23 protein-coding genes are annotated in these 25,073 nt (G+C 57.0%); 10 read left to right on the top strand and 13 right to left on the bottom strand.

Going from position 1 to position 25,073, the window contains the following annotated elements:
- Positions 1 to 159: 159 nt before the first annotated feature.
- The 3 genes from BXY66_RS03000 to BXY66_RS03010 all read right to left on the bottom strand — a co-directional run bounded on the left by BXY66_RS03000 (position 160) and on the right by BXY66_RS03010 (position 3,376).
- A complete protein-coding gene (locus BXY66_RS03000) occupies positions 160 to 2,046 on the bottom strand; it encodes a PhoX family protein (RefSeq protein WP_132858694.1) in 1,887 nt (628 codons plus the stop codon).
- Positions 2,047 to 2,213: 167 nt separating this feature from the next.
- A complete protein-coding gene (locus BXY66_RS03005) occupies positions 2,214 to 2,699 on the bottom strand; it encodes a VOC family protein (RefSeq protein WP_132858695.1) in 486 nt (161 codons plus the stop codon).
- Positions 2,700 to 2,794: 95 nt separating this feature from the next.
- On the bottom strand, positions 2,795 to 3,376 hold the full coding sequence (locus tag BXY66_RS03010; RefSeq protein ID WP_132858696.1) for a TetR/AcrR family transcriptional regulator: 582 nt from the start codon (positions 3,374 to 3,376) through the stop codon (positions 2,795 to 2,797).
- 120 nt (positions 3,377 to 3,496) lie between these two features.
- Between BXY66_RS03010 and BXY66_RS03015 the strand changes: the two genes are divergently transcribed.
- The gene (locus BXY66_RS03015; RefSeq protein ID WP_132858697.1) at positions 3,497 to 4,399 is read left to right on the top strand and encodes an alpha/beta hydrolase family protein; all 903 of its coding nucleotides are present in this window, start codon (positions 3,497 to 3,499) and stop codon (positions 4,397 to 4,399) included.
- A 56-nt stretch (positions 4,400 to 4,455) separates the two neighbouring features.
- Here the strand turns inward: BXY66_RS03015 and trpS are convergent, their stop codons facing one another.
- Positions 4,456 to 5,493 carry a tryptophan--tRNA ligase gene (trpS, locus tag BXY66_RS03020; RefSeq protein ID WP_132858698.1) on the bottom strand — a complete coding sequence of 346 codons (1,038 nt, stop codon included), beginning with the start codon at positions 5,491 to 5,493 and terminating at the stop codon, positions 4,456 to 4,458.
- A gap of 106 nt (positions 5,494 to 5,599) precedes the next feature.
- On the opposite strand from trpS, the gene BXY66_RS03025 reads away from it, so the two are divergent.
- Positions 5,600 to 6,286: a rhomboid family intramembrane serine protease gene (locus BXY66_RS03025; protein WP_132858699.1), complete on the top strand. Its 687-nt coding sequence runs from the start codon at positions 5,600 to 5,602 to the stop codon at positions 6,284 to 6,286.
- Position 6,287: 1 nt separating this feature from the next.
- Here the strand turns inward: BXY66_RS03025 and BXY66_RS03030 are convergent, their stop codons facing one another.
- The 4 genes from BXY66_RS03030 to BXY66_RS03045 all read right to left on the bottom strand — a co-directional run bounded on the left by BXY66_RS03030 (position 6,288) and on the right by BXY66_RS03045 (position 12,409).
- Positions 6,288 to 6,818 carry an HdeD family acid-resistance protein gene (locus tag BXY66_RS03030; protein WP_132858700.1) on the bottom strand — a complete coding sequence of 177 codons (531 nt, stop codon included), beginning with the start codon at positions 6,816 to 6,818 and terminating at the stop codon, positions 6,288 to 6,290.
- Between the two features lie 116 nt (positions 6,819 to 6,934).
- Complete coding sequence (murJ, locus tag BXY66_RS03035; RefSeq protein ID WP_132858701.1) at positions 6,935 to 8,479, bottom strand: murein biosynthesis integral membrane protein MurJ; 1,545 nt, start codon at positions 8,477 to 8,479, stop codon at positions 6,935 to 6,937.
- Positions 8,476 to 11,283: a [protein-PII] uridylyltransferase gene (locus tag BXY66_RS03040; RefSeq protein ID WP_425057055.1), complete on the bottom strand. Its 2,808-nt coding sequence runs from the start codon at positions 11,281 to 11,283 to the stop codon at positions 8,476 to 8,478. Before BXY66_RS03040 ends, murJ begins: the two co-directional genes overlap by 4 nt.
- A complete protein-coding gene (locus tag BXY66_RS03045) occupies positions 11,243 to 12,409 on the bottom strand; it encodes a penicillin-binding protein activator (protein ID WP_132858703.1) in 1,167 nt (388 codons plus the stop codon). Before BXY66_RS03045 ends, BXY66_RS03040 begins: the two co-directional genes overlap by 41 nt.
- A gap of 94 nt (positions 12,410 to 12,503) precedes the next feature.
- Between BXY66_RS03045 and rsmI the strand changes: the two genes are divergently transcribed.
- The 3 genes from rsmI to gshB all read left to right on the top strand — a co-directional run bounded on the left by rsmI (position 12,504) and on the right by gshB (position 14,827).
- Entirely contained in the window at positions 12,504 to 13,367 is an 864-nt protein-coding gene (rsmI, locus tag BXY66_RS03050; protein WP_243694282.1) for a 16S rRNA (cytidine(1402)-2'-O)-methyltransferase, read from the top strand.
- Between the two features lie 45 nt (positions 13,368 to 13,412).
- Positions 13,413 to 13,826 (top strand): YraN family protein, encoded by a 414-nt coding sequence (locus BXY66_RS03055; RefSeq protein ID WP_132858704.1) that lies wholly within the window; start codon positions 13,413 to 13,415, stop codon positions 13,824 to 13,826.
- A gap of 62 nt (positions 13,827 to 13,888) precedes the next feature.
- Positions 13,889 to 14,827, top strand: a complete 939-nt coding sequence (gshB, locus tag BXY66_RS03060) for a glutathione synthase (protein ID WP_132858705.1) — start codon at positions 13,889 to 13,891, stop codon at positions 14,825 to 14,827.
- A gap of 30 nt (positions 14,828 to 14,857) precedes the next feature.
- On the opposite strand, the gene BXY66_RS03065 is transcribed toward gshB, so the two are convergent.
- From BXY66_RS03065 to cobU, 5 genes are all read right to left on the bottom strand, one after another.
- Complete coding sequence (locus BXY66_RS03065; protein ID WP_132858706.1) at positions 14,858 to 15,376, bottom strand: phage tail protein; 519 nt, start codon at positions 15,374 to 15,376, stop codon at positions 14,858 to 14,860.
- 93 nt (positions 15,377 to 15,469) lie between these two features.
- Positions 15,470 to 16,984, bottom strand: a complete 1,515-nt coding sequence (locus BXY66_RS03070) for a YifB family Mg chelatase-like AAA ATPase (RefSeq protein WP_132858707.1) — start codon at positions 16,982 to 16,984, stop codon at positions 15,470 to 15,472.
- Positions 16,985 to 17,065: 81 nt separating this feature from the next.
- Positions 17,066 to 17,932 carry a glutathione S-transferase gene (locus tag BXY66_RS03075; protein WP_132858708.1) on the bottom strand — a complete coding sequence of 289 codons (867 nt, stop codon included), beginning with the start codon at positions 17,930 to 17,932 and terminating at the stop codon, positions 17,066 to 17,068.
- A gap of 59 nt (positions 17,933 to 17,991) precedes the next feature.
- Complete coding sequence (locus BXY66_RS03080) at positions 17,992 to 18,570, bottom strand: histidine phosphatase family protein (RefSeq protein ID WP_132858709.1); 579 nt, start codon at positions 18,568 to 18,570, stop codon at positions 17,992 to 17,994.
- On the bottom strand, positions 18,567 to 19,088 hold the full coding sequence (gene cobU / locus BXY66_RS03085) for a bifunctional adenosylcobinamide kinase/adenosylcobinamide-phosphate guanylyltransferase (RefSeq protein ID WP_132858710.1): 522 nt from the start codon (positions 19,086 to 19,088) through the stop codon (positions 18,567 to 18,569). The genes BXY66_RS03080 and cobU overlap by 4 nt, the downstream gene beginning before the upstream one ends.
- Before the next feature lie 138 nt (positions 19,089 to 19,226).
- Between cobU and BXY66_RS03090 the strand changes: the two genes are divergently transcribed.
- From BXY66_RS03090 to BXY66_RS03110, 5 genes are all read left to right on the top strand, one after another.
- Positions 19,227 to 20,033, top strand: a complete 807-nt coding sequence (locus tag BXY66_RS03090; RefSeq protein ID WP_243694283.1) for a ChaN family lipoprotein — start codon at positions 19,227 to 19,229, stop codon at positions 20,031 to 20,033.
- 69 nt (positions 20,034 to 20,102) lie between these two features.
- A complete protein-coding gene (gene coaBC, locus BXY66_RS03095; protein WP_132858711.1) occupies positions 20,103 to 21,293 on the top strand; it encodes a bifunctional phosphopantothenoylcysteine decarboxylase/phosphopantothenate--cysteine ligase CoaBC in 1,191 nt (396 codons plus the stop codon).
- Positions 21,294 to 21,333: 40 nt separating this feature from the next.
- Complete coding sequence (dut, locus tag BXY66_RS03100; protein WP_132858712.1) at positions 21,334 to 21,801, top strand: dUTP diphosphatase; 468 nt, start codon at positions 21,334 to 21,336, stop codon at positions 21,799 to 21,801.
- Positions 21,801 to 22,862, top strand: coding sequence for a HesA/MoeB/ThiF family protein (locus BXY66_RS03105; RefSeq protein ID WP_132858713.1), 1,062 nt, complete (start codon positions 21,801 to 21,803; stop codon positions 22,860 to 22,862). Before dut ends, BXY66_RS03105 begins: the two co-directional genes overlap by 1 nt.
- A 133-nt stretch (positions 22,863 to 22,995) precedes the next feature.
- Positions 22,996 to 25,008 (top strand): M3 family metallopeptidase, encoded by a 2,013-nt coding sequence (locus BXY66_RS03110; RefSeq protein WP_132858714.1) that lies wholly within the window; start codon positions 22,996 to 22,998, stop codon positions 25,006 to 25,008.
- Positions 25,009 to 25,073: the final 65 nt, after the last annotated feature.

The raw sequence follows: 25,073 nt of genomic DNA on the forward strand, positions 1-25,073 counted from the left end.
CGCTGGCGCGGAGACTATGCGCGACGCTAGGGAAGGTCCAGAGTGCGTGAATCGCGATTTGTGATGTGACCAATCACCGGAATGGGAACATGTACGCAAAACCCCGAGCCAGAGTGGCTCGGGGCAGTTTTGGTGCTGAAAAGGCCTTATGAAATTTCTTTATCCGATCAGGCCGCCGTCCGAGCGGCGCACCGCAAAAACTCCGGAACGCGGAACTGAAGTGCCGCCGCCGGGGAAGTGGCTGTCGCCGCGCTCGCCGGGGTGTTGGATGCCAACAAACATTGTGCGGCGGTCTGCAGACCAGCAGATGCCAGTCACTTCGCATTCTTTCGGGCCGACCAAAAAGCGGCGGATTTCGCCGGTGACGGTGTCGCCTGCGAGCATCTGGTTGTTGCCCATGCCGGCAAAGTCGCCTTCGTTGGAGTATTTACCGTCGGTTTGGATCCAGAGGAGACCTGTGCTGTCAAACGCCATCCCGTCGGGCGAGTTGAACATGTTGCCGGAATTGATGTTTTCGGAGCCCGCATAGGCGTCGTCGTGTACATCTGGATTGCCGGCGAGCGCGAAAAGGTTCCAGCTAAAGCCAGTTGCCGCGTGGTCTTCGTTGTCAGGCATCCAGCGCGCGATCTGACCGTAGTGGTTTTCCACGCGCGGGTTGGGGCCGTTGGCAGAGGTGTCGTCGCCACCTGCATTCGGTTTTTTGCCGCGGTTTTTGTTGTTGGTGAGCGCGACATAGGCTTCTGCCTTTGTCGGGTTCACCGCCACCCATTCTGGACGGTCCATGGTCGTCGCGCCAACTTTGGACGCGGCCTGACGGGTGTGGACGCGGATTTCGGCGTCCGACATGCCGGTGGTGTCCGGAGTCAGCGCCAGCCATTCGCCGCGCATATCGTCGTGGAATTTGGCCACAAAGAGGTCGCCGTTTTCCAGAAGATCAGAGTTGTCGCCGTTGGCGGCATAAACGCCGTGAGAGACAAATTTATAGAGGAACTCGCCGCGCTCATCGTCGCCCAAGTAGACCACGGCGTGGCCGGAAGGCGCAAGTACCACGGCGGCGTTTTCGTGCTTGAAACGGCCCAGAGCGGTGCGTTTTTTCGGCGTGGAGGTCGGGTCAAACGGGTCGATTTCCACAACGTAGCCAGCCCGGTTCGGTTCGTTCGGGTTCTTGGAGACGTCGAAGCGCTCATCTACTTTGGCCCAACCGTATCCCCAATCTTTGGATGAAACGCCGTAGCGTTTCAGTTCAGCGGAGACTTCGTGGGATTCGTCCGCAGCGGAGAAGTACCCGTTGAAGTTTTCTTCACAGGTCAGGTAGGTGCCCCAAGGCGTTTCGCCGTTGCCGCAGTTGTTCCAGGTGCCTTTGGTTTTCAACCCGGAGGGATCAGCGGCGGTTTTCAAAAGATCATGGCCAGCGGCGGGGCCGGTCAGGTCCATTTCGGTCTGCGGCGTGATGCGGCGGTTCAGATCGCTGTCAATCACGACCTGCCATTTGCCGGTATCGTCGCGCGCCACCTCAAAGACTGACACACCATGCGCCATCATGCCTTTGGAGATGTCGTCGTCAGAGGCGGGTTTGCCTTCGGGGTTGTTGCCCCACATAATCTTGCGGTTGGTGTATTCGTTGTTCACCGCCAGAACGCTGCGGCCGTTCTTGGTGAAGATCGACATGCCGTCGTTGTTGTCGCCAAAGGCCATTTCCTGGCTGGCTGCGGTGCCGCGGGTGGCTTCGTCAAAGGCGGGCGCGCCCGGCTTGATCGGGTCGCCCCATGCCACAACCTGTTCCCATTCGAAACCTTCCGGCACGGTGATGGTGTCGTCCGAATTGGCGGCAACCTGAGCAAATCCAAAGCGGTCCTCGGCGGCAGCGGCGTCGCGGGTCATCGCGGTGGTGCCGACAAGGAAAGTGCCAAGACCAAAGGTCATCACGCCACCAAGGAAGCCTCGACGGGACAGGGCGGTGTCGACCACGCGGTCAAAGTCGGTTTCTTCCGCGCGCGGGGAAATCAGTTCGTCAATCTCGTCAAAAGACAGGTCGTCGCGATCCATTGCTGGCTCCTATTCGGTGCGCTTGGGAGGGGAGGTGCCCAAACGCGGGCTTGCTAACATTCGACACAGCCAAACTGTGCAGAGCGATCCTATAGAGAGCAAGGTACGGATTCGTGACAACGGCGATTCAGATTTGTAACACCGGACTTGCCCGGTCCGGGCAAAGGTCAGGCCGCTTCCGTAAGCAAACCGTCCAGATCAAGGCGTCGGGTGTACATGGCAATGCTTCCGTCCGGATTGCGTGGCCAGTCGGCCTTCGGTCGGTCTCGGTAGAGTTCCACACCGTTGCCATCGGGATCGGTGAAGTAGATGGCCTCGGAAACCCCGTGATCCGATGCTCCTTCAACGGCGTAGCCTGCCTTGATCACACGGCGTACGGCATCTGCCAGTTCCGCGCGGTTCGGGTACAAAAAGGCCGTGTGGAAGAGGCCCGTGTGACCGGGAGGAGGCGGAGTACCGCCCTTGGAAGACCAGGTGTTTAAACCGATGTGGTGGTGATAGCCACCCGCACCGAGAAAGGCCGCGTCATTGCCGATCCGTACTTGAACATCAAACCCCAGAACACCGGAATAGAAATCAATCGCACGGTCGAGATCGGCGACCTTGAGGTGGACGTGGCCGATGCGGGCTTCGGGATGTACAGGTGTGGTCATGATGTGTCTCCTTTGATTGGGACAAGGTAGACCTGTGACATTTCGCATGAAACTGACGTCAGAGCGCGGATGCTGTGCGTGGATGCGCAGTTGGGCTAAGCCGAACTTGCATTCAGAATATTGCGCTTGAGCGCGTCCAGCAAAGCGTCCAAATCATTACGGCTTTTTGCCCCGTATTTAAGCCCCATGACAACGGTTACGAGGAAGTGCGCCTGTTCGGCTGGTGTTAGGTTCAGCGACCGAAGAGATTCCGTGTATGGGGAAAGCAGCTCGGTCACCAGACTTTCATGCTTCAGATGAGACCGGGCGATTTCTTCCTTCCCGGCGTCGTTGTGCCCTGAAATCAGATCCTCAGCGTCGCCTGAGGTCTGCAGCAGCTCGAAGCTTTTGACGATGGTTTCTGCAAAATAGATTTCCAAGCTTTCAGCCAAGCTCGTACTTTTTTCCAGTCGCGCCCTGACGTCTGACAAATTCTGGTCTGTGATCGTGCGGATACAGGCGCAAATCAAATCGTCTTTCCCGCCCAGCAGGTCATAGATGGTCTGGCGCGACAGGCCCGCCTCTCTGGCGATGTCGTTCATCGAGGTCTTTCGTGCGCCGTAGCGCACGAAACAACGCGTCGCTGCGGCAATAATTTTTGCCTCGGTGGCTTCGGTGGTTTTCACGGCTTTGTTCATGCACCAACAAATAATTTGGGATCGACGACTTGACAAGTCTGGTACGAATGTAAAATACAACCTTACAAGATTCGAACATGTGTAAAGTAGATGCCCGAATGGCTGGAAATGGAGAAAAGAATGATTGTTGATTTTATGATGCGTCGTGTTGCCCAGATGATTGCAGCCACCCAAAGATCACCGATTTACCGGAGACCAGACGAATACGGGATGTCGTATGAGGATGTTACGTTTCCATCTTCAGATGGCGTTGTGCTTGAAGGCTGGTACATGCCCGCAGCCAAGCCATCGAACAAAATTGTGGTGTGCAACCATTTTTCTCCTGCAAACCGGTACGGGTATGCTGGCCATTTGAAAGGCTGGCGTCGTGCGGGTGGCTTCGAAGTAAACTTCCTGCCGAAATACAAGGCGCTCGTAGAAGCCGGATACAATGTCCTTGCCTATGACTTGCGAAATCACGGAACGAGCGCGCCCGCGCAAAATGGGGGGTACAACCCGAGTCTTTTTGAGTTCAAGGATGTGCTTGGGTCACTCGATTTCGTTCGCTCAAATCCTGTGACCAAGGATATGGAAATTCATCTGCACAGCATGTGTCTGGGCGGAAATGCGACATTGGTTGCGATGGGCAAACAGCCGGAAGCCTTTGCCGATGTTAAGTCGATGATCCTTCTGCAACCGATTTCCGGCGACGCATTGGTGCGAAAGCTCGTAAAAAACATGCGAATGGGAAAGAAGGCCTATGCTGCCTTCGAACGGCACTATCGTGAGATCTGGGGCTTTCGGATCGAGGACAGTTCACCCCAGAAGGACGCGGCGAATGTGACAATGCCTACTTTTGTGGTGCAGGTACGAAATGATGCGTTCACCTTTGCGGAGGAAGACGTTCAAGCGGTTTATGACAACATCCCCGTTGAGGACAAAAAGCTTTACTGGATTGAGGACACGACGCAGAGGTTTCGTGGGTATCAATTTTTCTCCGAACATCCGGAACAGATGGTGGCGTGGTACGACGCGCATTCCTAAAGAAGAAAAGCCCCGCTGGTTGGCGGGGCTTCCTGTATCTTTTGACGATTTGAGTATTACGCGCCAACCATGCCGACAATTTCGTAGGTCTTTTTCAGGATGGGCGCGGCGATTTCACGGGCCTGTCCGGCGCCGTGCGCAAGGATTCTGTCGATCTCGGACTGATCTTCCATCAGGCGCGCCATTTCGGTGGAAATCGGCGCAAGTTTGTCGACAGCGAGGTCGGATAGCAGCGGCTTAAATTCCGAGAATTGCTTGCCGCCCACTTCTGCCAATACCTGATCTACGGTTTGCCCGGACAGCCCCGCATAGATGTTCACAAGGTTGCGGGCTTCGGGCCGGTCTTCGAGGCCTTTGGCTTCGGACGGCAGGCCCTCGGGGTCGGTTTTGGCTTTGCGGATTTTCTTGGCGATGGTGTCTGCATCATCGGTCATGTTGATGCGTGATGCATCAGACGGATCGGATTTCGACATCTTTTTGGAGCCGTCACGCAGGGACATGACGCGGGTGGCCGCACCCTCGATGACAGGTTCGGTGACCGGAAAGAAATCTACGCCGTAGTCGTGGTTGAATTTGATCGCCACGTCGCGGGTCAGCTCAAGGTGCTGTTTCTGATCCTCCCCCACTGGAACATGGGTGGCGTGATAGGCCAGAATGTCCGCGGCCATCAATGCGGGATAGGCAAACAGGCCGAGGCTGGCGTTCTGCTGGTTCTTGCCGGCTTTGTCCTTCCACTGGGTCATGCGCTGCATCCAGCCCATGCGGGCGACACAGTTAAAGATCCATCCCAGTTGCGCGTGTTCCGGTGCGGCAGACTGGTTGAAGAGGATAGACTTTTTCGGGTCAATGCCCGCAGCGATGAAGCCGGCGCAGAGTTCGCGTGTGGCACGGCGTAGCTTCTCGGGATCTTGCCAGACGGTGATCGCGTGCAGGTCAACCATGCAATAGACAGTCTCGTGCGTACCGGCTTCCTGCATGTCAACAAAGCGCTTCATGGCGCCAAGGTAATTGCCCAGCGTCAGACCACCCGAGGGTTGGATCCCGGAAAAGACGCGTGGGGTAAAGGTGGAGGACGTTTGGACCGCCTCTGTCATTGGATTTACTCCGTCTGGATAAAATGGTGAGAGTGCCTTACTCAGGGCGCAATACCCCGTCAAGAAGTCATACGCGGGGAGTGGGGAACAAGAAGGAACGTGCCATATGAGCCATCCCGACGATCAAAGTCCGATCAACCCTTTGCCGCCGGTGGTGGTGGCGCTGTTTTTGTTGGTCGTCGGTGTCGAGGCGATCTTTTGGGCGGGCTCGCGTGGGTTAGTAGGTGGACCCAGTGCTGTTGGCTGGCGTTTGTCTGCTTTGCAACAATATGCATTTTCGGCGGAGATCTTTGACTGGATGCTTGCGACGGGCAACTGGCCGCTGGAGCATGTGAAGCGGTTTGTGACCTATATGTTTGTACACATAGGATTTACGCACACGCTGTTTGGCGGGGTGTTGCTGCTGGCGATTGGCAAAATGGTAGGCGAAGTGTTTTCGCAATTGGCCACGCTGATCGTGTTTATCGGATCGGGAATTGCCGGTGCGCTGGGCTATGCTTTGATCCTCGATCCTGACGTACCGCTGATCGGGAGTTATCCGGGCGTCTATGGTCTGATCGGAGCATTCACATTTCTGATGTGGGCGCGCCTCGGAGAACTGGGTGCGCCTCAGGCGCGGGCCTTTTCGCTGATCGGTGTCCTAGTGGCGATCCAGTTGGTGTTCGGGTTGCTTTTTGGCGGTAATCCGGACTGGGTTGCAGATGTTTGCGGGTTTGCTGCCGGTTTCCTGATGAGCTTCGTGCTTGTCCCCGGTGGATGGCGACGGATACGGGATCGCATCCGCCGTCCCTGATTTAGGTGTCGCTTGAGGCGTCAACGTCCTTGGCCATCAAAGCCAGTGCGATGGCGCCGATGCCGTTGGAGATCAGTTCGACCGCAAGCAGAATGCCAAGAATGACAGCCGCGGATTGCGGGAAGTTGGACAGGACCATCGCGCCCAGAGCGAGCGAGATAAAGGCAGATAGAAAGAGCGCCATCCGCGGAGTGCCTTCAGCGTTGGAAAACCCGAACCATGCTTTGGTGATGCCCGAAGCAAGGAACATGATGCCGGCGACAAAGGTCAGCGTCAGCATGCCCTTGAGTGGCTCTTGAAGAATGTTCAGGCCGATAATGAAGGCGATCACACCGAAAAGTATGCCGAAAATCTTTGCGCCTGCGCCTTGGGCCGAAAACGACGCCACAACTTGAATGCCGCCCAGAAAGACGAAACTCCAGCCTGCGATCACCGTTGCGGCAACTGATGCGCCGAACGGGTTGGCCAGTGCAAGAATGCCAGCCGCGACCGATAAGACGCCGATGACCAGCATAAAAATCCAATTGAACATGTCACTTTCCCCTCTGGAATTCCGACGTTTTTGCGTTGTCGGATGAATTGAATGATCAGATGTAACGTTGGTTTAGGGGGCGCAGGCAACGTTTTTCTGAAATTTTTGACCGTTGATCAGGGCGCGCGCCGTGCGGCCTTGCGCAGATCGTCCATGGCAAACGCACCCGTGATACGGGCCGAAGCAAAGTAAATCAAAGCGCCCATCAAGATGAGCACAGCAAGTGCCAGATAGCGCCAGCCCGGGCTTCCGAGCCACGGGATAAGCACTATCCAAAGGAACCAGAGCGCAGTGCCCATGAGGGCACTCGATAATACAATACGCCAGAGGCGCTTTCGGAGTCGGCTGTCGAACTTTGCGGTGTCGCCGAATTTCCGCGCTCCAAATCCGAGTTGGGCGATCATCACCCAGGCAGAGACCGTCGCAGCTATGGCAGGCGCCAGCCATTCGATAAACGGGGCAAGCCCGAAGGCCAAACCGGCGTTCACCAACATTGCCCAGACGGCGTAGCGGAACGGCGATTTGGTATCGTGACGGGCAAAATACAGGGGTTGCAACAGCTTTTGCAGGACGAAAGCGGGAAGGCCGACCGCGTAGATCGACAATGCTACTGCTATGGCCGCGCTGTCGTCGGCGCCCGTCTCGCCACGTTCAAACAATACCGAAACGATAGGAAGCGGCACCACGAGGAAGGCGACGGCGCAAGGGATCGTCAGAAACATGGCAAATTCGGTGGCGCGGGAAAGAGCGTTTTTGGCGCCAGCGTCGTCTCCGGCTTTCAAGCGGCGCGACAAGTCTGGCAATAACACAATTCCAACAGCAATGCCGATCACGCCCAAGGGCAATTGGTAAAGTCTGTCGGCAGCATAAAGCCAGCTGACGGCTCCTTCATTCGCGGAGGCTACGATCTGACCAACCACTAGGTTGATCTGCATAACGCCGGAGGCAAGGGCGGCGGGAACGGCGACGCGTACCATCTGGGCCATGTCCGGTGTCCAGCGCGGCAATCCGAGGCGCAGCTTGACCCCGGCGCGGGACGCCGCGGTCCAGACGAGCGCCAACTGCGCGATGCCTGCGAGAGGAATTGTCCAGATCAACCATTGGATCACCTCACCGCCTATGGCGTGACCAACCACCAGGGCCGGAATGATCATAATGTTGAGCAGCACGGGGGCAGCGGCCGCGGCCGCGAACCTGCCCGTGGCGTTCAGAACGCCGGAAAACAGGGCCGCCAAAGACATGAAAAAGATGTAGGGAAACACGACACGGCCATAGCCGACGGTGAGATCAAACCGCACATCCCCAGAAAAACCTTCGGCGGTGGCCCAGACCAGCGCGGGCATAAACACCATGGCCAGCGCTGTCAGGAGCAGCACGACGGTCGCAAGAAGGTTCAGTGCGTCAGAGGCAAAACCTTCCGGGTCTTCACCCGCTTCATACTTTTTGGAGAACATCGGCACGAAAGCCGCGTTGAATGCGCCCTCGGCAAAGAAGCGTCGAAACATGTTCGGGAGCCGGAACGCCGCTACGAAAGCATCCATAACGGGGCCGGGCCCGAGATAACTGAGCAACAGAATTTCGCGTACGAAGCCAAGAATTCGGCTTAGCAGGGTCCAAAAACCGACGGTCAAGAAACCGCGTATCAGGCGGATCGGCTTCAAGCGGTGGCCCTTTCGACGCCTTGTTCGATGGCCTCGCGCAGTTTTTTCTCCAGAGTTTTCTGTTTTCCGTCTGTGTGGAATTTCAGGCCAAACATGTCTTTGACATAAAAGGCGTCCACCACTTGCTCCCCGTAAGTCGCAATCACAGCAGAAGCGATATACACGTTGTTGTTGGCCAATGTGCGCGTCAGGTCGAACAGCAATCCGGGGCGGTCACGGGTATCCACCTCGATAATGGTGTAGATTTCGGAGCCTTCGTTGTCGAAGGTCACGGTGGTAGGCACCTTGAACGCACGTTCCCGTTTCTTGATCACGTCGCGCGATCGCATAGCGTCGCGGGTGACAACTTCGCCCTTGAGCGTCTTTTCGATCATTTGGCGTAGGCGCGGCAGGCGTCCGGCTTCGTAAGGCTTGCCTTCAGCATCCTGTATCCAGAAGGCGGCTGTCGCGAAGCCGTCCTTGGAGGTGAAAGTGCGTGCGTCTACGATATTGGCGCCGACAAGGGCCAGCGCACCACACATGCGCGAGAAAATACCGGGGTGGTCGGCCATGGCAAAGCAGACACGGGTGGCGTCGCGGTCTTCGTCCGGATGCAGGTCGATGCGAATTTCATCGTTGGGAATGTCGCGCAGCAGCTCGGCAAACACCTTGTGGGCGGTGATGTGAAGGCCTTGCCAATATGGGTCGTAGTGGCGGCCGGTCTCTTTCTTGAGGTCCTTGGCAGGCCAATCCGACAACTCGGCACGCAGGGCTTTTTTGGCTTTGGTGCCGCGATTTTCACGGGTGATGGCTTCCATGCCGTTTTCTAGGACGAGTCTGGTTTGTCCATGAAGTGCCCGTAAAAGAACGGCTTTCCAGTTGTTCCAGGTGTCAGGTCCAACGCCGCGGATGTCACACACGGTCAGAACCGTCAGAAGATTCAAACGCTCCACGGTTTGCACGGCTTTGGCAAAATCACGCACTGTGCGCGGATCGGCAATGTCGCGTTTTTGGGCCATGTCCGACATCAAGAGGTGGTACCGCACGAGCCATTCCACGGTTTCCACCTCGGCTTTGTTGAGGCCTAGTCGCGGAGCAACTTTGCGCGAAATCTGTGCGCCTAGAACCGAATGGTCTATGTCACGGCCCTTTCCGATATCGTGTAGCAGCATGGCCACCATCAGCACTTTGCGGTTGATACCGGTCTTGAGGATTTCGGAGCTGAGCGGAAGCTCGTCCTGCAGTTCTTCTTTCTCGATGTGCGTGAAGTTGGCGATCACCTGAATGGTGTGTTCGTCAACGGTGTAGGAGTGATACATGTTGAACTGCATCATCGCCACGATCGGTTCAAATTCGGGAATGAACGCAGACAAAACGCCCAATTCGTTCATCCTGCGTAGGGCGCGTTCCGGATTTCCGTGTTTGAGCAGGAGGTCGAGGAAAATACGCCGCGCTTCTTTGTTTGCGCGCATGTCATCGTCGATCAGATGCAGGTTGGCCGTTACCAGCCGCATCGCATCGGGGTGGATCAGCATCCCGGTGCGCAAGCCTTCCTCGAACAAACGCAAAAGGTTTAGCGGGTCCGCCAGGAACGTGTCGGCATCTGCCACGGCGAGCCGGTTGTGGATCACCACATAACCGGATTTCACGCGCGGGCGTCTGCGGAAAATGCGCTCCATCAAAGGCGCAGATTTGGCGTGGTCGGCTTCAAGCTTGGTCAGGATGATCCGCGTGAGGTCGCCAACCGATGTCGCGTGACGGAAAAAGTCCTGCATGAAGTGTTCCACGGCGCGTCGGCCACCTTCATCCGCATAACCAAGCGCGTCTGCCACCTCAACCTGAACGTCAAACGACAGGGTCTCGGACGGACGGCCGGCGATCAGGTGGAGGTGTCCGCGGACCGCCCAAAGGAAATTCTCCGCTGCCACGAACAGCTCCAATTCCTCTTCTTGAAGGACATCCAGGGCCACCAACTCGCGCACATCTGTGACGTGATAGACGTATTTGGCGATCCAGAAGAGAGATTGGAGGTCGCGCAGGCCTCCTTTGCCTTCTTTGACGTTCGGCTCAACAACGTAGCGCTGACCTTGCTTCAGGTGTCGGTTGTCCCGTTCCTCAAGTTTGGCGTCGATAAATTCGCGCTCGGTGCCTTTGAAAAGCTCGTTTTCCAAACGCTCCGCCAACTCTTTGGCCAAGGGTTCGTGGCCGCGCAGGAACCGATGTTCGAGCAGCGCCGTCCGAATGGTGAAATCCTCGCGGCCGAGTCGCAAGCAGTCGCGGACAGTGCGTGACGCATGCCCAACCTTCAGGCGCAGGTCCCACAGGATGTAGAGCATGGTTTCAATCACGCTTTCGGCCCACGGCGTGATTTTGTAAGGCGTCAGGAACAGCAGATCGACGTCGGATTGAGGGGCCATTTCCCCACGACCGTAGCCGCCCACGGCCAAAAGGGTCAGCCGCTCTGCCTCGGTCGGAGTGGACAAGGGATGCAGGCGTTCTGTGGCCACGTGGTAGGCGCAGCCAATCAGGCAATCGGTGAGCCAGGTGTAGGAGCGGGTCATTTCGCGCGCAGCCATAGGGTTGGCACGGAATGACGCCGCAATGGCGGCCATGGCTGTTTTCCGACGGGCAGAGAGAACTTGGACCACGTCGCCACGCCGACCGCTCCCTGCGTCTTTTTCAAAGATCGCGTCCAGTTCAGCTGCTACGGCGGCACGATCAAATATCTCGTCAGCTGGGCAGATCAACCCGGCCGATGGTTCGGCCGGAAAGATGGCGTCGGGTTTAGAGGCCTGCGCCTCCGAATTTTTGCGGAGCTGGGTCAATGATAACAACCTTCTTGTCGCGGATCGTGGCGACGGCCAGCCCGCGTTCATTCGTACCGTCGGCGCGCAGGCGGAAAATGCCGTTTACACCCTGAAAGCCTGCGCCTTGTGTGAGCGCACCCGTAGTGAGTGCGTCGGCCTTACCGGCTTTGACCAGTGCGCCAATCGCCGCAATACCGTCATAAGCAAGGCCGCCGATCGGGTGGGGAAGTCCACCATAAGCCTGTGCATAGCGGTTCTGGAACTGCTGCGTCAGGTTGGGGTCTGGCAAAGCGAACCAGCCGCCCTGAACCCCTGGCAGTTCCAAAGTCTGGCTCGGAATGTCCCAACGGGTCAGGCCGATGAACTGGGTTGTTGCAGGGCTCAGACCCGCTTCGGGCAGGAGTTGCGACATCAGCGGCAGAGCGCCAGACGTGTTGGCCGTAAGGAAGATGGCATCCACTTCGTTTGAGTCGGCAGTCAGTTTTATTTGCGAGACAGCCGCAATGACGCCTTCCTGGGAGAACTGGTAGCTCACCGATCCTGCAGGCTCAGCGCCTTGACGTGAAATCGCGCCGTCAATGGCCGCCTTGCCCTGCGCGCCGGAGGCGTTGTTGGAGTGAACAACCATGATGCGCGGTTTGCCTGCGCTGCGTGAGTAGCTCACAAGACGATCGGCTGTATTGCCGAAGGTTGGGCCAAGCACAAACAGGTTGCCTCCGGCAATCGACGTGTTGTTCGAGAAGGACAAAACGTTGATGTTGCGGCTCGCAACGGCCTTTGCAGCTGCGTTCGCAGCTTCAGCAAAAACGGGTCCGATGATGATTTTCGCGCCTTCGTCGACGGCTTGGGCAGCAGAGGCTTGCGCCGTTGCCGGGTCACCAGCGGTCGGGTAGACGCGTAGATCGATCTGCACCCCGTTTAGATCAGCGATCGCAAGCTTGGCTGCGTTCTCAAGGCTTTGCGCAAGAACAGCGTCGCCGGAATTGCTGGAACCTTTCGGAACGAGTAGTGCCACGGGCACAGGTTTGGACGTGGAAATAGTCGGGCCGCCGCCGGAAGGAACGCAGGCCACAAGCGCCAATCCGGCCAGCCCGAGAACCGCCCCTTTAAGAAAACGACGGGCGGGGGTAAAAAAAGACAACATCGGAGACACTCCATTCCCTGATTGGGGTGGCCGCTGGGCGCGGACGGATTCTGGTTTTGAGCGCAAATAATAAACGGAAGAGGGGGCGGGTCCAGTGGGGAATCATCAAGTCGTCAATTTGCAGGCGGGTTTGTACTTTGTCGCCACACCCATCGGCACGGCGCGCGACATCACATTGCGCGCACTGGATATTTTGGCTTCGGCGGATGTGATTGCCGCTGAAGACACGAGATCTATGAAGCGCCTACTGGAAATACACGGCGTACCTTTGGGGGACCGTCCGGTGCTTAGCTACCACGATCATTCCGGCGAAAAGGCTCGTGCCAAATTGATGGCGCATATCGCGGATGGACGGTCAGTTGCCTATGCATCTGAAGCCGGAACACCTTTGATCGCCGACCCAGGGTATCACTTGTCCAGAGCTGCTGCAGAGGAAGGCTACCTCGTCACGTCCGCGCCTGGGCCATCTGCGATTATCACGGCGCTAAGCCTTGCAGGGTTGCCGACGGATGCGTTTTTCTTTGCGGGTTTTTTGCCGAACACGCGGAAGGCGCGAATGACTTCAATCGAGGCGGTTGCGGATGTCCCGGGCACCTTGGTTTTTTACGAGTCTCCCAAACGCGTGGCGGCAATGCTCGCGGATGCAGCGGACGTGCTTGGTGGGCAAAGGCAAGCGGTCATGGCGCGGGAACTGACAAAGAAGTTCGAAGAACTGCGGCGCGGCACGTTGGATGAACTCGCGCAGGGCGCGGCAGAAGTCCCGCCCAAAGGTGAGATCGTCGTGCTCGTCGAAAAAGCCAAAGCCAAGGTTGCCAGTCCTGAGGAAATCGAGGCAGCCTTGCGGGGGGCTTTGGAAACACAGTCGGTTCGCGACGCAACGGCGGAAGTTTCGCAGGCATTCGGCGAGAATAAACGAAAAATTTACCAACTTGCCTTGAAATTGAGAGAGGCAGGGTAAGCCAAAACTTCTGCCACTTGTCGGGATTTGAGAGCTGAAGGTGCCATGTCTGATTTCGGAACGAAGAAGGCAGAGCGCGACCGTGTCAAAGACGCCCGGCGCAGGGCGGGATACCGAAACTACCTTACAGGACAAGCGGCTGAGGCGGCGGTCATGCGAGCTTATCTGGACCGTGGCATGACGGTTGCCCACCATCGGTGGCGAGGTAAAGCCGGAGAAATTGATCTTGTCCTGCGAGATGGGGCTGAAGTTGTTTTCGTCGAAGTCAAAAAGAGTCGGAGTTGTGAGCATGCGTCCCTGCATCTCTTGCCGCGTCAAATCGAACGCTTGTTGCGCGCCGGCGAAGAGTTCGTGGGGAGTGAACCGGCGGGGACGTTGACCCCCATGCGTTTTGATGTGGCATTGGTCGATGGACAGGGCGGTATTCAAATTCTCGAGAATGCGCTGGGCGCGTATTGAGCCGGCATTGCACCTAGGACCGCGTTGCGCCATGAAGGGGGCACAAACGGAGGATGCCGCTTATGAAAATCGCCTTCCAGATGGATCCGATCCAGTCTGTCGACATTAACGCGGACAGTTCTTTCCGCATTGCCGAAGAAGCCCAAGCGCGCGGGCACGAGCTGTTTTATTATTCGCCGGACAAGCTTGCTTATGAAGAAGGCAGAATAACAGCGCGCGGACATTGGATGACGGTTCAGCGGGTTGAGGGCGATCATGTGACGCTTGGTCCCGAGGTATCAATTGATCTGTCGGATGTGGATGTCGTCTGGCTGCGACAGGACCCGCCGTTTGACATGCACTATATCACCTCCACCCATCTGCTGGATCGGCTCGCTCCGGACACGCTGGTCGTGAATGATCCATTTTGGGTGAGGAACTATCCGGAGAAACTACTGGTTCTTGATTTCCCCGACCTGACACCGCCGACAACAATTGCGCGTGATCTTGATACGATCAAAGCTTTCAAAGAAAAGCATGGCGACATCATTTTGAAGCCGCTTTACGGCAATGGCGGAGCAGGTGTTTTCCGCTTGGATGCGGGCGACCGAAACCTGACTTCCTTGCATGAATTGTTCACCGGCTTCAGTCGCGAGCCGTTGATTGTTCAGAAGTTCTTGCCGGACGTCAGCAATGGCGACAAACGTGTGATTTTGGTGAACGGCGAGGCCGTTGGCGCGATCAATCGCGTACCGGCCAAAGGAGAGACCCGGTCAAACATGCATGTTGGTGGCCGGCCAGAGAAGATCGGACTGAGCGAACGTGATCTGGAAATATGCGCGGCAATCGGCCCTCTTTTACGGGAGAAAGGCCAGATATTTGTCGGCATCGATGTGATTGGAGACTATCTCACCGAGATAAATGTGACTTCGCCAACCGGCATTCAGGAACTGGAGCGGTTTGACGGTGTTAACGTCGCAGAGAAGATCTGGGAAGCGATTGAGGCCAAGCGTCAGGGGTAACGCTTGGCGCAAAGTCTTTTGCGGGCTGTTTTATGAACGCGACGGGTAGATGCCGTTCATACAGATACAGTAGTTCGCCACAAGATAAGGCTGCATGTTGTCGTGAGCCTGATTGCCGCCGGCAGCGGTTGTCGGAAGCATCACCCCGTCAGCTGCAGATTGGTACAGCGAAAAGGTTTCGTTGGTTTCATCGGCGCAAACGCCGTTGTTGGGGGACTGCTGATTGCCGGGCTGATTGCTGCTTTGCGGGTTGTGCGTGTGACTTGGCATTTCATTCACCGTCAACTGCACCATCTCCATGCCGGATTTCTGACCAAGCATGTAGTTGTTTAATCCGGGGGCTTGTCCTTGGTGGACTGCCACGCGGCCACGCAGGTCGGGCAGGGCAAAAGTTGTCCTCCCATTACCGCCAAAACGGGTTCCGATCAGGGAATAGAGTGTTGTGTTGTCGTTGATGGAAAGAAGCTGACCATGACAAAGGGCCCAATCTCGGGGGGCCCAATCGAAACCAAATAAACGAATTTCACCGATGTATGCGATATCTGACATAATTTCCTCGTCTCAAAGTTGAACGTTTTCTGGTTGAAAACAATGAGACGTTATCTCTCTATGGGATATTCGCAACTTATTTAACGGTTTAACTTACAGTTCTGTTTGTAGGCGCAAGCGAAAGCTGATGGCTTCCGCCAGATGCGGTTTCCGGACGGTGTCCGACCCGGCAAGATCTGCAATGGTGCGAGCGACACGCATCACGCGGTGAAACCCGCGGGCTGAAAGTCCGAACTTTTCAGCGACCTTGGACAAAAGATCACGGCCTTCCGCGTCGGGTTTTGCAATTTCTTCAAGCAGACTCCCGTGGGCATCAGCATTGGCTCGAATACCCGCAAGACCCTCAAACCGTTTTAGCTGGCGGTCGCTGGCCATCTTGACCCGAGACGCGACGACTTCTGATGTATCGCCGGATGCCGGCAGATCGAGGTCGGAAAACGAGACCGGCGGCACTTCGATACGAAGGTCGAGCCGGTCCAGCAAGGGACCGGACAGGCGGCCAAGATAGTCTTCGCCACAATTCGGGACTCGTGCACATGCCTGTGCTGGATCGAACATGTGTCCGCACCGGCATGGATTGGCTGCGGCGATCAGCATGAACCGGCAAGGGTATGTTACATGGGCGTTGGCGCGAGCAATCATCACTTTACCTGTTTCGATGGGTTGGCGAAGGGTTTCCAAAACGGGACGTGAGAATTCCGGCAGTTCGTCCATGAACAGAACACCATTATGTGCCAAAGATATTTCTCCGGGTGCGGCCCTTCGCCCGCCGCCGACAATTGCCGCCATGGATGCGGTGTGATGTGGTTCCCGAAATGGGCGCGCTCGTGATATTCCCCCCTGATCCAGCAGACCGGCCACGGAGTGTATCATGGACGTTTCCAGTGCCTCAGCGGGGCTTAGCGGAGGCAAAATCGTAGGCAAGCGGGCTGCGAGCATGGATTTGCCTGACCCGGGTGCCCCTACCATGAACAGGTGATGACGCCCCGCCGCGGCGATTTCGAGTGCGCGTTTTGCGCGTTCCTGTCCTTTGACATCGCGCATGTCCTTGGATGCCTTTGCATGGTGGACTTCTCCTGGCTCAGACGGCGGAAGCGGGGATTGCCCGGAAAAATGTCTCACAACGTCGGCAAGAGACTTTGCTCCGATTACTTGGGTTGCGGCGACCCATGCAGCTTCGGGGCTGGACGCGCTGGGGCACAAGAGCGCGCGATCATCCTCGGCTGCCGCCATGGCTGCGGGGAGGGCACCGGTAACGGCGACAAGTGAGCCGTCCAAAGACAGTTCTCCGAGACTGACAGAACCTTCAGAGGCGTCCTCTGGAATAATTCCGATGGCCGCCAGAAGCGCCACGGCGATTGGAAGGTCAAAATGTGAACCTTCCTTGGGCAGATCCGCAGGGGACAGGTTTATAGTGATACGCTTTGAGGGAAGCGCAATGGCCATTGAGGCCAAGGCGGATCGGACGCGGTCACGTGCCTCGCTGACAGCTTTGTCGGGCAACCCAACGATTGAGAAGGCTGGAAGCCCGGGGGTTACGGCGCATTGGACCTCGACTTGATGGGCCTCAACGCCTTCGAACGCGACCGTGTAGGACCGAGCCACCATACCAAAACCCGCTTACAGAAAATGCTTAACAATCGTTAAGAACGGTACGCGGGTTTTGGTTATTGAAAGGTTAATTTCTTGTCACAGCAAAGCTGTGAAGGCGGGCCATGCTTCTGGGTCCGCTACGGTTTTGTCCCGGCAGAAAGCATTGCACATGCCGAAAGTACGGCCGTTCAATTGCATCAGATGTGTCACCGGCTTACCGGAGTAGGGGCATTCGGTATTCTCCGAAGTGCCCGTTTCGACGGCTTGCGCGTCAAGTGGTTTCGGGCCGGGCCAAGGACGTGTGTCGAACTCCTTAGCGTACCATGGCAGTGTCGCTCCGTGGACCATGCCCATGGCACGCCAGCGCCTGAAGGCAGGATCGGTAAGGTGGGCAGCAACATAGTCGTTGGCCGCGCTTCCTACTGGTAGGTTGTAACCGGCAATCCGCGCTGCAACGGGGGCAAACATTGCATCCGCGACGGAATAGTCGCCGCACAACCATGGCCCCTCGGGCTTGGTGGTTTCGCGGGCGTGGGACCAGATGGCCTCAATTCTCGCAAGGTCCTCGAGGACGCTGTCTGACGGCGCGGCGTCCTGATAAGAAATCCTCAGATTCATCGGGCAGTCCGACCGTAACGCAGTAAAGCCCGAGTGCATTTCCGCGGCAAGCGTTCGGGCTGTTGCACGGGCCTTGATATCGGTTGGCCACAGGCCTGCTTCGGGGTGACGCGAGGCCAGTTCCTCGGCGATCGAGAGGCTGTCAGAGACGACCGCGCCTTCTGGTGTGATCATTGTTGGAACCGTTCGCGCGGGCGCGAATTTGACCAGTTGTTCGGCCACAGAGAGGTCTGAGAAATCCACCATGGTCTGGTCACGGGAGATTCCAAATTTTTCAAACAAAAGCCAGCCGCGCAGCGACCATGAAGAGTAGGCGTAGTCGCCCAGTAGAAGCTGATAAGTCATGGCGATGAGGTTAATGGCGGACTAGGTATCAGCAAAGCGAAAGATTTTGGAGGAGTGTATCACGGAATGTGATTGATGTGCTGGAGGGACCAGTTATTGTTTTCGATCTGGATTGACGTGACTGACAGATTGTCGATGCGGTGCGCAAAGACCTCGGAGGCTGTGAGGCACTCGGCGCGCTGGACCTGCGTCAGGATCACCCCGAAATGCACAACAACGATCAGATCCTCCCCTGCGTGGCCTGCAATCAAGCGGTCGATGCCCCGGTTTACGCGGGTGGCGACTTCGTTCCAGCTTTCGCCGTTCGGAGGCCGAACATCGCCGGGATGCTCCCAGTATGCGCGGATGCGGTCAGGGTCTTCGGCCTCAATTTCTTTAAATTTCCTGAGTTCCCAATCCCCGAAATGGATTTCTCTGAGATCCGGGTCGTGGGGCAGGCGACGGCGCTCGCCTTGGATCGCATCCGCAGTTGCAATCGTACGCGACAGGTCCGATGAAATGATCAGACCGCTTTTCGGAAGAAACCCGGATAGCCGGTTTATCGCTGCGGTGTCCGACAAATCTGCGGGCAGGTCCGACCAGCCGACCATAGTCTTGGCGTGGGTTGGGCCATGTCGGACAAGGTGTAGTCTGGTCACGGCAGTTCTCCCTTCAAAAGCATCGGTAGGCCGGCAACAACCAGAACTGCCAAATCTGCCTGGGCGGCAATGGCTTGATTGAGTTTGCCTTGGGCGTCTCTGAACTGCCTCGCGAGTTTGTTGTCTGGCACAACGTCAAGGCCTACTTCGTTTGTGACCACAACGATCCTGCCATTGCAGTTTGAAAGTGCTGTCAGCAGCCTTTCTTGCTCTGCGGCAATATCGCTTTCTGCCAATAGGTGGTTGGACAGCCACATCGTGGCGCAATCCAGCAGAACCACTTCGGATTCAGCGACTTGAGAGAGCGCATGCGCGGTGTCGAGCGGGCTTTCGATCGTGCGCCAGTCAGGACCTCTTTGATCAAGGTGTGCAGCAATCTTTGCACGCATCTCGTCGTCAAACGCCTGTGATGTCGCAAGATAGACGCGCGGCGCCTTTGTAGCGACGACCAACGACTCGGCAAACGCCGACTTACCGGAGGAAGCTCCGCCGAGGATCAGACTCAGTTTTTGCAGCATGTGTCATCCGTCCATTGCGCTGGCGCGTAGATTGGCAAAAGATGCGGCGAGTGCAAGAGGCCGTGCGCTGCGTTGTTAAGTTGAGTTGAATTCTGGATTAATATTACCTCGACGGTCCGGGCCTGAGAAAGGACGAGTATGAAAACGTTTTTTACAGTGACGGCCACCGCTTTGATGATCGTGCCAAACTTCTCAATCGCCAAAGAGATTTCGGCCAAGGAATTGACGGATCTGCCCTCGGCTCAGGTGGTGTTTCTGGGGGAGGTACATGACAACCCGCATCATCATGACAATCAGGCGGTGGCTCTTGCGGCTCTAAGACCGGCCGCGGTTGTCTTTGAAATGTTGACGCCAGACGCGGCACAGAAAGTGACACCGGAGCTGATGAACGACGAGTCCGGTCTTAGGGAGGCGTTGGATTGGGATAATAGTGGTTGGCCGGACTTTGCAATGTACTTCCCTGTGTTTTCTGCAAGCGCAGGAGCTGCGATTTTCGGAGCGCAAGTCCCCAGATCGTCGGCACGCGACGCTGTGATGGGGGGCGATGTGGCTTCGGCATTTGGTGACCGGGCAGGCGAGTTCGGCCTGTTGGACGCCTTGCCTTCGGAGCAGCAAACGGAGCGTGAAGCCAAGCAAATGGCGGCGCATTGTGACGCGCTTCCGGCTGAAATGCTGCCGGGTATGGTTTTGGCTCAACGCCTGCGAGATGCTACGTTGGCTCGTGCGGCTGTTGAGGCCCTGGAAGCGACCGGTGGGCCGGTGGCCGTCGTCACCGGAAACGGCCACGCCCGCACAGATTGGGGTGCGTCGGCCCTCATCGGGAAAAACGTCTCAGTCCTGTCGATTGGTCAGTTTGAGGCCGCGCCTGACGCCAGCGTGCCGTACGATTTTTGGTTGGTCACAGAAGCTGCGGAAAGGGAAGATCCTTGTGCCGCGTTCAGATAGCAACCGTTGCTTGTGTCGCGCGCGCCAGCGACATAGGTTTGGTCTACTGTGACAAAGAAGGCCGACAACATGCTGACGGATAAGCGCATTCTCCTGATCATTGCGGGTGGTATTGCCGCCTATAAATCGCTCGATCTGATTAGGCGGCTGCGAGAGCGCGGCGCTTGGGTAACACCCGTATTGACGCGTGCAGCCGAGGAGTTCGTGACGCCTTTGTCGGTGTCTTCGCTTGCGGGCGAGAAAGTGTACCGAGACCTGTTCGACCTTACGGATGAGGCGGAGATGGGGCATATTCAGCTTTCCCGCTCGGCTGACCTGATCGTTGTCGCTCCGGCGACGGCGGATTTGCTGGCGAAGATGGCCAACGGTATGGCCAATGATCTGGCGTCGACGCTGCTTTTGGCAACGGATACGCCAGTTTTGACGGCGCCCGCAATGAACGTGCGCATGTGGGAGCATCCTGCAACACAACGAAATCTGGAGACACTGCAAAACGATGGTGTGGGGTTCGTCGGACCCAACGAAGGCGATATGGCCTGTGGTGAATACGGGCCGGGCCGGATGTCTGAACCGCTTGAAATTGTTGCGGCAATTGAAGGTGCAATGAAAGTTGGCCCTCTGTCTGGTCGACGTGTTCTGGTAACTTCCGGCCCCACTCACGAGCCTATAGATCCGGTCCGGTATATCGCCAACCGGTCCTCAGGTGCGCAAGGAACAGCGATTGCCGAAGCAATGGTCGCGCAAGGCGCCGAGGTTGTTTTTGTGACTGGTCCGGCGGAGGCGGGACGTCCGCACGGAGTGCATTTGGTTGAGGTCGAAACGGCTCAGGAAATGATGCAGGCGGTGCAGGGCGCTTTGCCGGTGGATGCAGCAATCTTCAGTGCAGCGGTGGCAGATTGGCGGGTTGCCAGCGCGTCTGACAGTAAGATCAAAAAAACCAAGCAAGGCTTGCCCACTCTGGAATTTGCGGAAAATCCGGACATTCTGGCAACGGTCAGTCAGATGGCTATGGGGCGCCCCAAACTGGTGGTGGGGTTTGCTGCCGAAACGGACGATGTGATCGACAACGCTACATCTAAACGCGAGCGCAAGGGATGCGACTGGATCGTTGCGAACGACGTGAGCCCCGAAACTGGAATTATGGGGGGCACGGAGAACGCAGTGACGTTGATTTCGGACAGTGGAGCGGAAGCCTGGCCGCGCATGGGCAAGAGAGACGTTGCGCGATTGTTGGCGGAACGCGTTGCGAAGGCGTTGTGACTGTTTCACCTTGGATGAGAGTTCCGAAGGGACAACGCGCATGACAAAAGTGCTTATCAAGCTTCGCTGGTTAGAAGGCGCTGACCAGTCTGTACCGATGCCGTCCTATGAAACGGAAGGGGCGGCGGGTGCTGATGTGAGGGCCAATTTTCCTCAGACGGGCCGTGCAGGAATAACATTGGCACCTGGTGCCCGTGCTTTGGTGCCAACTGGTTTGTCGTTGGAAATTCCACAGGGCTATGAGGTGCAGATGCGGCCACGATCGGGGCTGGCTCTTAAAAATGGCATCACGTTGCCCAATAGCCCTGGTACCATCGACAGCGACTATCGGGGGCCGCTCGGCGTGATTGTGCTGAACGCCGGCCAAGAGACTTTTGAGATCGCGCACGGAATGCGGATTGCGCAGATGATCGTCGCGCCAGTATTGAGCGCGAAATTTGAATTGCACCAAGAGCTTAGCGAGAGCGAACGCGGCGCTGGCGGCTTTGGATCAACTGGAGTGACCTGATGCTTTTGGTGTTTGCGATGGCCGCGGCTATCTGGGGCGTAGGGCTCCTGACTGGCGCTCCGAAGCGGGTCCGCTGGACGATGATCGGGCTGTTGTACCTTGCGGTTCTGATCGCGCATCTGGTGTTGCCGGATGGCAATTCCCTTAGAATGGCAACGGGGGAAACCGCGGCACTATGGGCCATACTTGGTGGCGGTGTCGCTTTGGTTTTTGGCTATCGAGCGGTCCTGCTGCGCCTGAAAGCGCATGCTGATGCGCAAGCGGAAATCCCCCCTGAAGAGACACCAGCCGGGCCCTTTTCGGAAACAGAGTTGAACCGGTATGCGCGTCACATCGTGCTGCGGGAAATGGGCGGGCTTGGTCAAAAAAAGCTCAAGGATGCCAAAGTATTGGTGATCGGGGCCGGAGGGCTTGGATCTCCGGCGTTGCTGTATCTTGCGGCTGCGGGCGTGGGGACAATTGGAGTGGTGGACGACGACGTGGTCGACAATTCCAATTTGCAAAGACAGGTGATCCATCCGGATCGGATGATCGGAGAGCCCAAGGTGTTCTCGGCAGCTGAGGCCATGACAGCGCAAAATCCGTTTGTGTCGGTGAAGCCGTACCATCGCCGTTTGTCTGAAGACGATGCAGAATCGTTGATCGGCGAGTACGATCTCGTGTTGGACGGTACAGACAATTTCGATACGCGATACCTGGTCAACCGAACCTGTGTGAAGCTCGGCAAGCCTTTGATTTCAGGCGCGCTTTCTCAGTGGGAGGGGCAATTGAGCGTTTTTGACCCAGCCAACAATGCGCCATGCTATCAATGTATTTTCGACAGCGCTCCGGCACCTGAGCTTGCGCCCAGCTGTGCAGAAGCCGGCGTGGTAGGCCCGCTGCCGGGAGTCATCGGGACTATGATGGCGGTTGAGGCGATCAAACTGATCACAGGTGCCGGATCGGCAATGCGGGGCGAGATGATGATCTATGACGCGCTGTGGGGAGAGACCCGAAAGATCATGTTGAAACGGCGACCGGATTGCCCAACATGCGGTGCCCATGACGCGAAATCTGCATAACATCTGCAACACGTCGGTATTTCGTCGGCGCCGTGTAACCATCAAAAATCAGTGGGGCTCGGGTTTGTGAAGCGAAGCTTGATTGCAGCTCGCGAACGCGCCGCATAGGCTGGCGCCAAAAGGAGACATCGCCATGACGAACCCGCTTTTGAGCGACTGGAGTACCCCGTTCGAGATTGCCCCATTTGACAAGATCAGCGACGCGGATTTTGAGCCCGCCTTCGTGGAGGCTTTGGCTGCTCACAAATCAGAGATCGCGGCGATTGCAGACAATCCGGAAACGCCAACATTTGGCAACACGATCGAGGCGATGGAAATGGCTGGCGAGGCGCTGGATAAGGTTTTGTCAGTGTTCTTTTCTGTGGCAGGTGCAGACAGCAATCCCGCGAGAGAAGCGCTGCAGCGTGAGTTTTCACCGAAGCTGGCCGCACATAGCGCAGAGATTTCTTCCAACAAGGCGTTGTTCTCGCGGATTGCAGCCGTTTGGGAAAATCGGGCCACCCTTGATCTGAACGACGAGCAGCTCAGGGTGCTCATGCTGACACACCGTGGCTTCGTGCGCGGCGGCGCAGCACTTGAAGGCGCGGATGACGAGCGCATGAAAGAGATCAAGTCGCGGCTTGCTGTGTTGGGGACAGAGTTTACCCAAAATCTGCTGGCCGATGAGCGCGATTGGTTCATGGAACTGAGCGAAGAGGATCTTGAAGGTCTGCCTGCCTTTGTGGTGGATGCAGCGCGTGCTGCTGGTGAGGAAAAGGGCAAAAGAGGTCCGGTGGTGACATTGTCGCGTTCGCTGATCGTGCCTTTCCTGCAGTTTTCTCCGCGTCGGGACCTGCGGGAGAAGGCATTTGCGGCCTGGGCGGCGCGCGGCGCAAACGGAGGCGAAACAGATAATCGTGGTATCGCCGCAGAAACGTTGGCGTTGCGCGAAGAGCGGGCGAAGCTTTTGGGATACAATTGCTTTGCGGATTTCAAGCTTGAGACCGAAATGGCGAAAACGCCTGAGGCTGTTCGCGAACTTTTGATGGCGGTGTGGGCGCCGGCGAAGGCGCGGGCCGAAACGGATGGCGCTGTGTTGACCGAGATGATGCATGCGGATGGGATCAACGGTGATCTCGAGCCGTGGGACTGGCGATATTATGCGGAGAAGCGGCGCAAGGCGGAACATGATCTGGATGAGGCGGCGCTGAAACCTTACCTGCAGCTTGAACGCATGATTGAGGCGTCTTTTGCCTGCGCCACGAAACTCTTTGGTCTGGAATTCAAGGAATTGGACGTGCCGCTGTATCACGAAGACTGTCGCGCGTGGGAGGTGACACGTGATGGCGAACACGTGGCGGTTTTCATCGGTGACTATTTTGCCCGCGGTGGCAAGCGCTCCGGCGCGTGGTGCTCCGCGATGCGTGGTCAGGCGAAATTCCCGAAAGTACAGGGCCCCGTGGTGATCAATGTCTGCAATTTCGCAAAGGGCGATCCGGCGCTTTTGAGCTATGACGATGCGCGGACGTTGTTTCACGAATTTGGACATGCGTTGCATCAGATGTTGAGCAATGTGACCTATGAGAGTGTGTCCGGAACGTCTGTGGCGCGCGATTTTGTTGAACTGCCGAGTCAGCTTTATGAACACTGGCTGGAGGTGCCCGAAGTCCTTGCAGAGTTCGCAACGCACGCAGAGACCGGCGCGGCGATGCCGGACGAGATGCTGAAAAAAGTACTGGGAGCGGCAAACTTTGACCAAGGATTTGCTACGGTCGAGTATGTTGCGTCGGCTCTGGTGGATTTGGCGTTCCACGACGGTGATGCGCCGGCGGATCCAATGGCGAAACAGGCCGACGTACTGGCCGACTTGGGAATGCCGCGCGCGATCACCATGCGCCATGCGACGCCACAGTTCGCGCACGTCTTTGCAGGTGATGGCTATAGCTCCGGTTACTACAGCTACATGTGGTCGGAAGTGATGGATGCGGATGCATTTGAGGCCTTTGAAGAAGCAGGCAGCCCGTTTGACGCAAAAACGGCCAAGGCGCTTGAAACACACATCCTGTCGACCGGTGGTACAGTCGAGGCAGATGATCTTTACAAGCGTTTCCGCGGGCGGTTGCCGGGGGTTGAGGCATTGCTCAAAGGACGCGGATTGGCGGCGTAGACAGGCCCGGCTAGGGAGAGGCTCGGACATGACTGTCCGAGCCTTAGGTCGCCGAAGATTTCGTT

It is taken from the genome of Shimia isoporae (assembly GCF_004346865.1).
Taxonomy (GTDB): Bacteria; Pseudomonadota; Alphaproteobacteria; order Rhodobacterales; family Rhodobacteraceae; genus Shimia; species Shimia isoporae.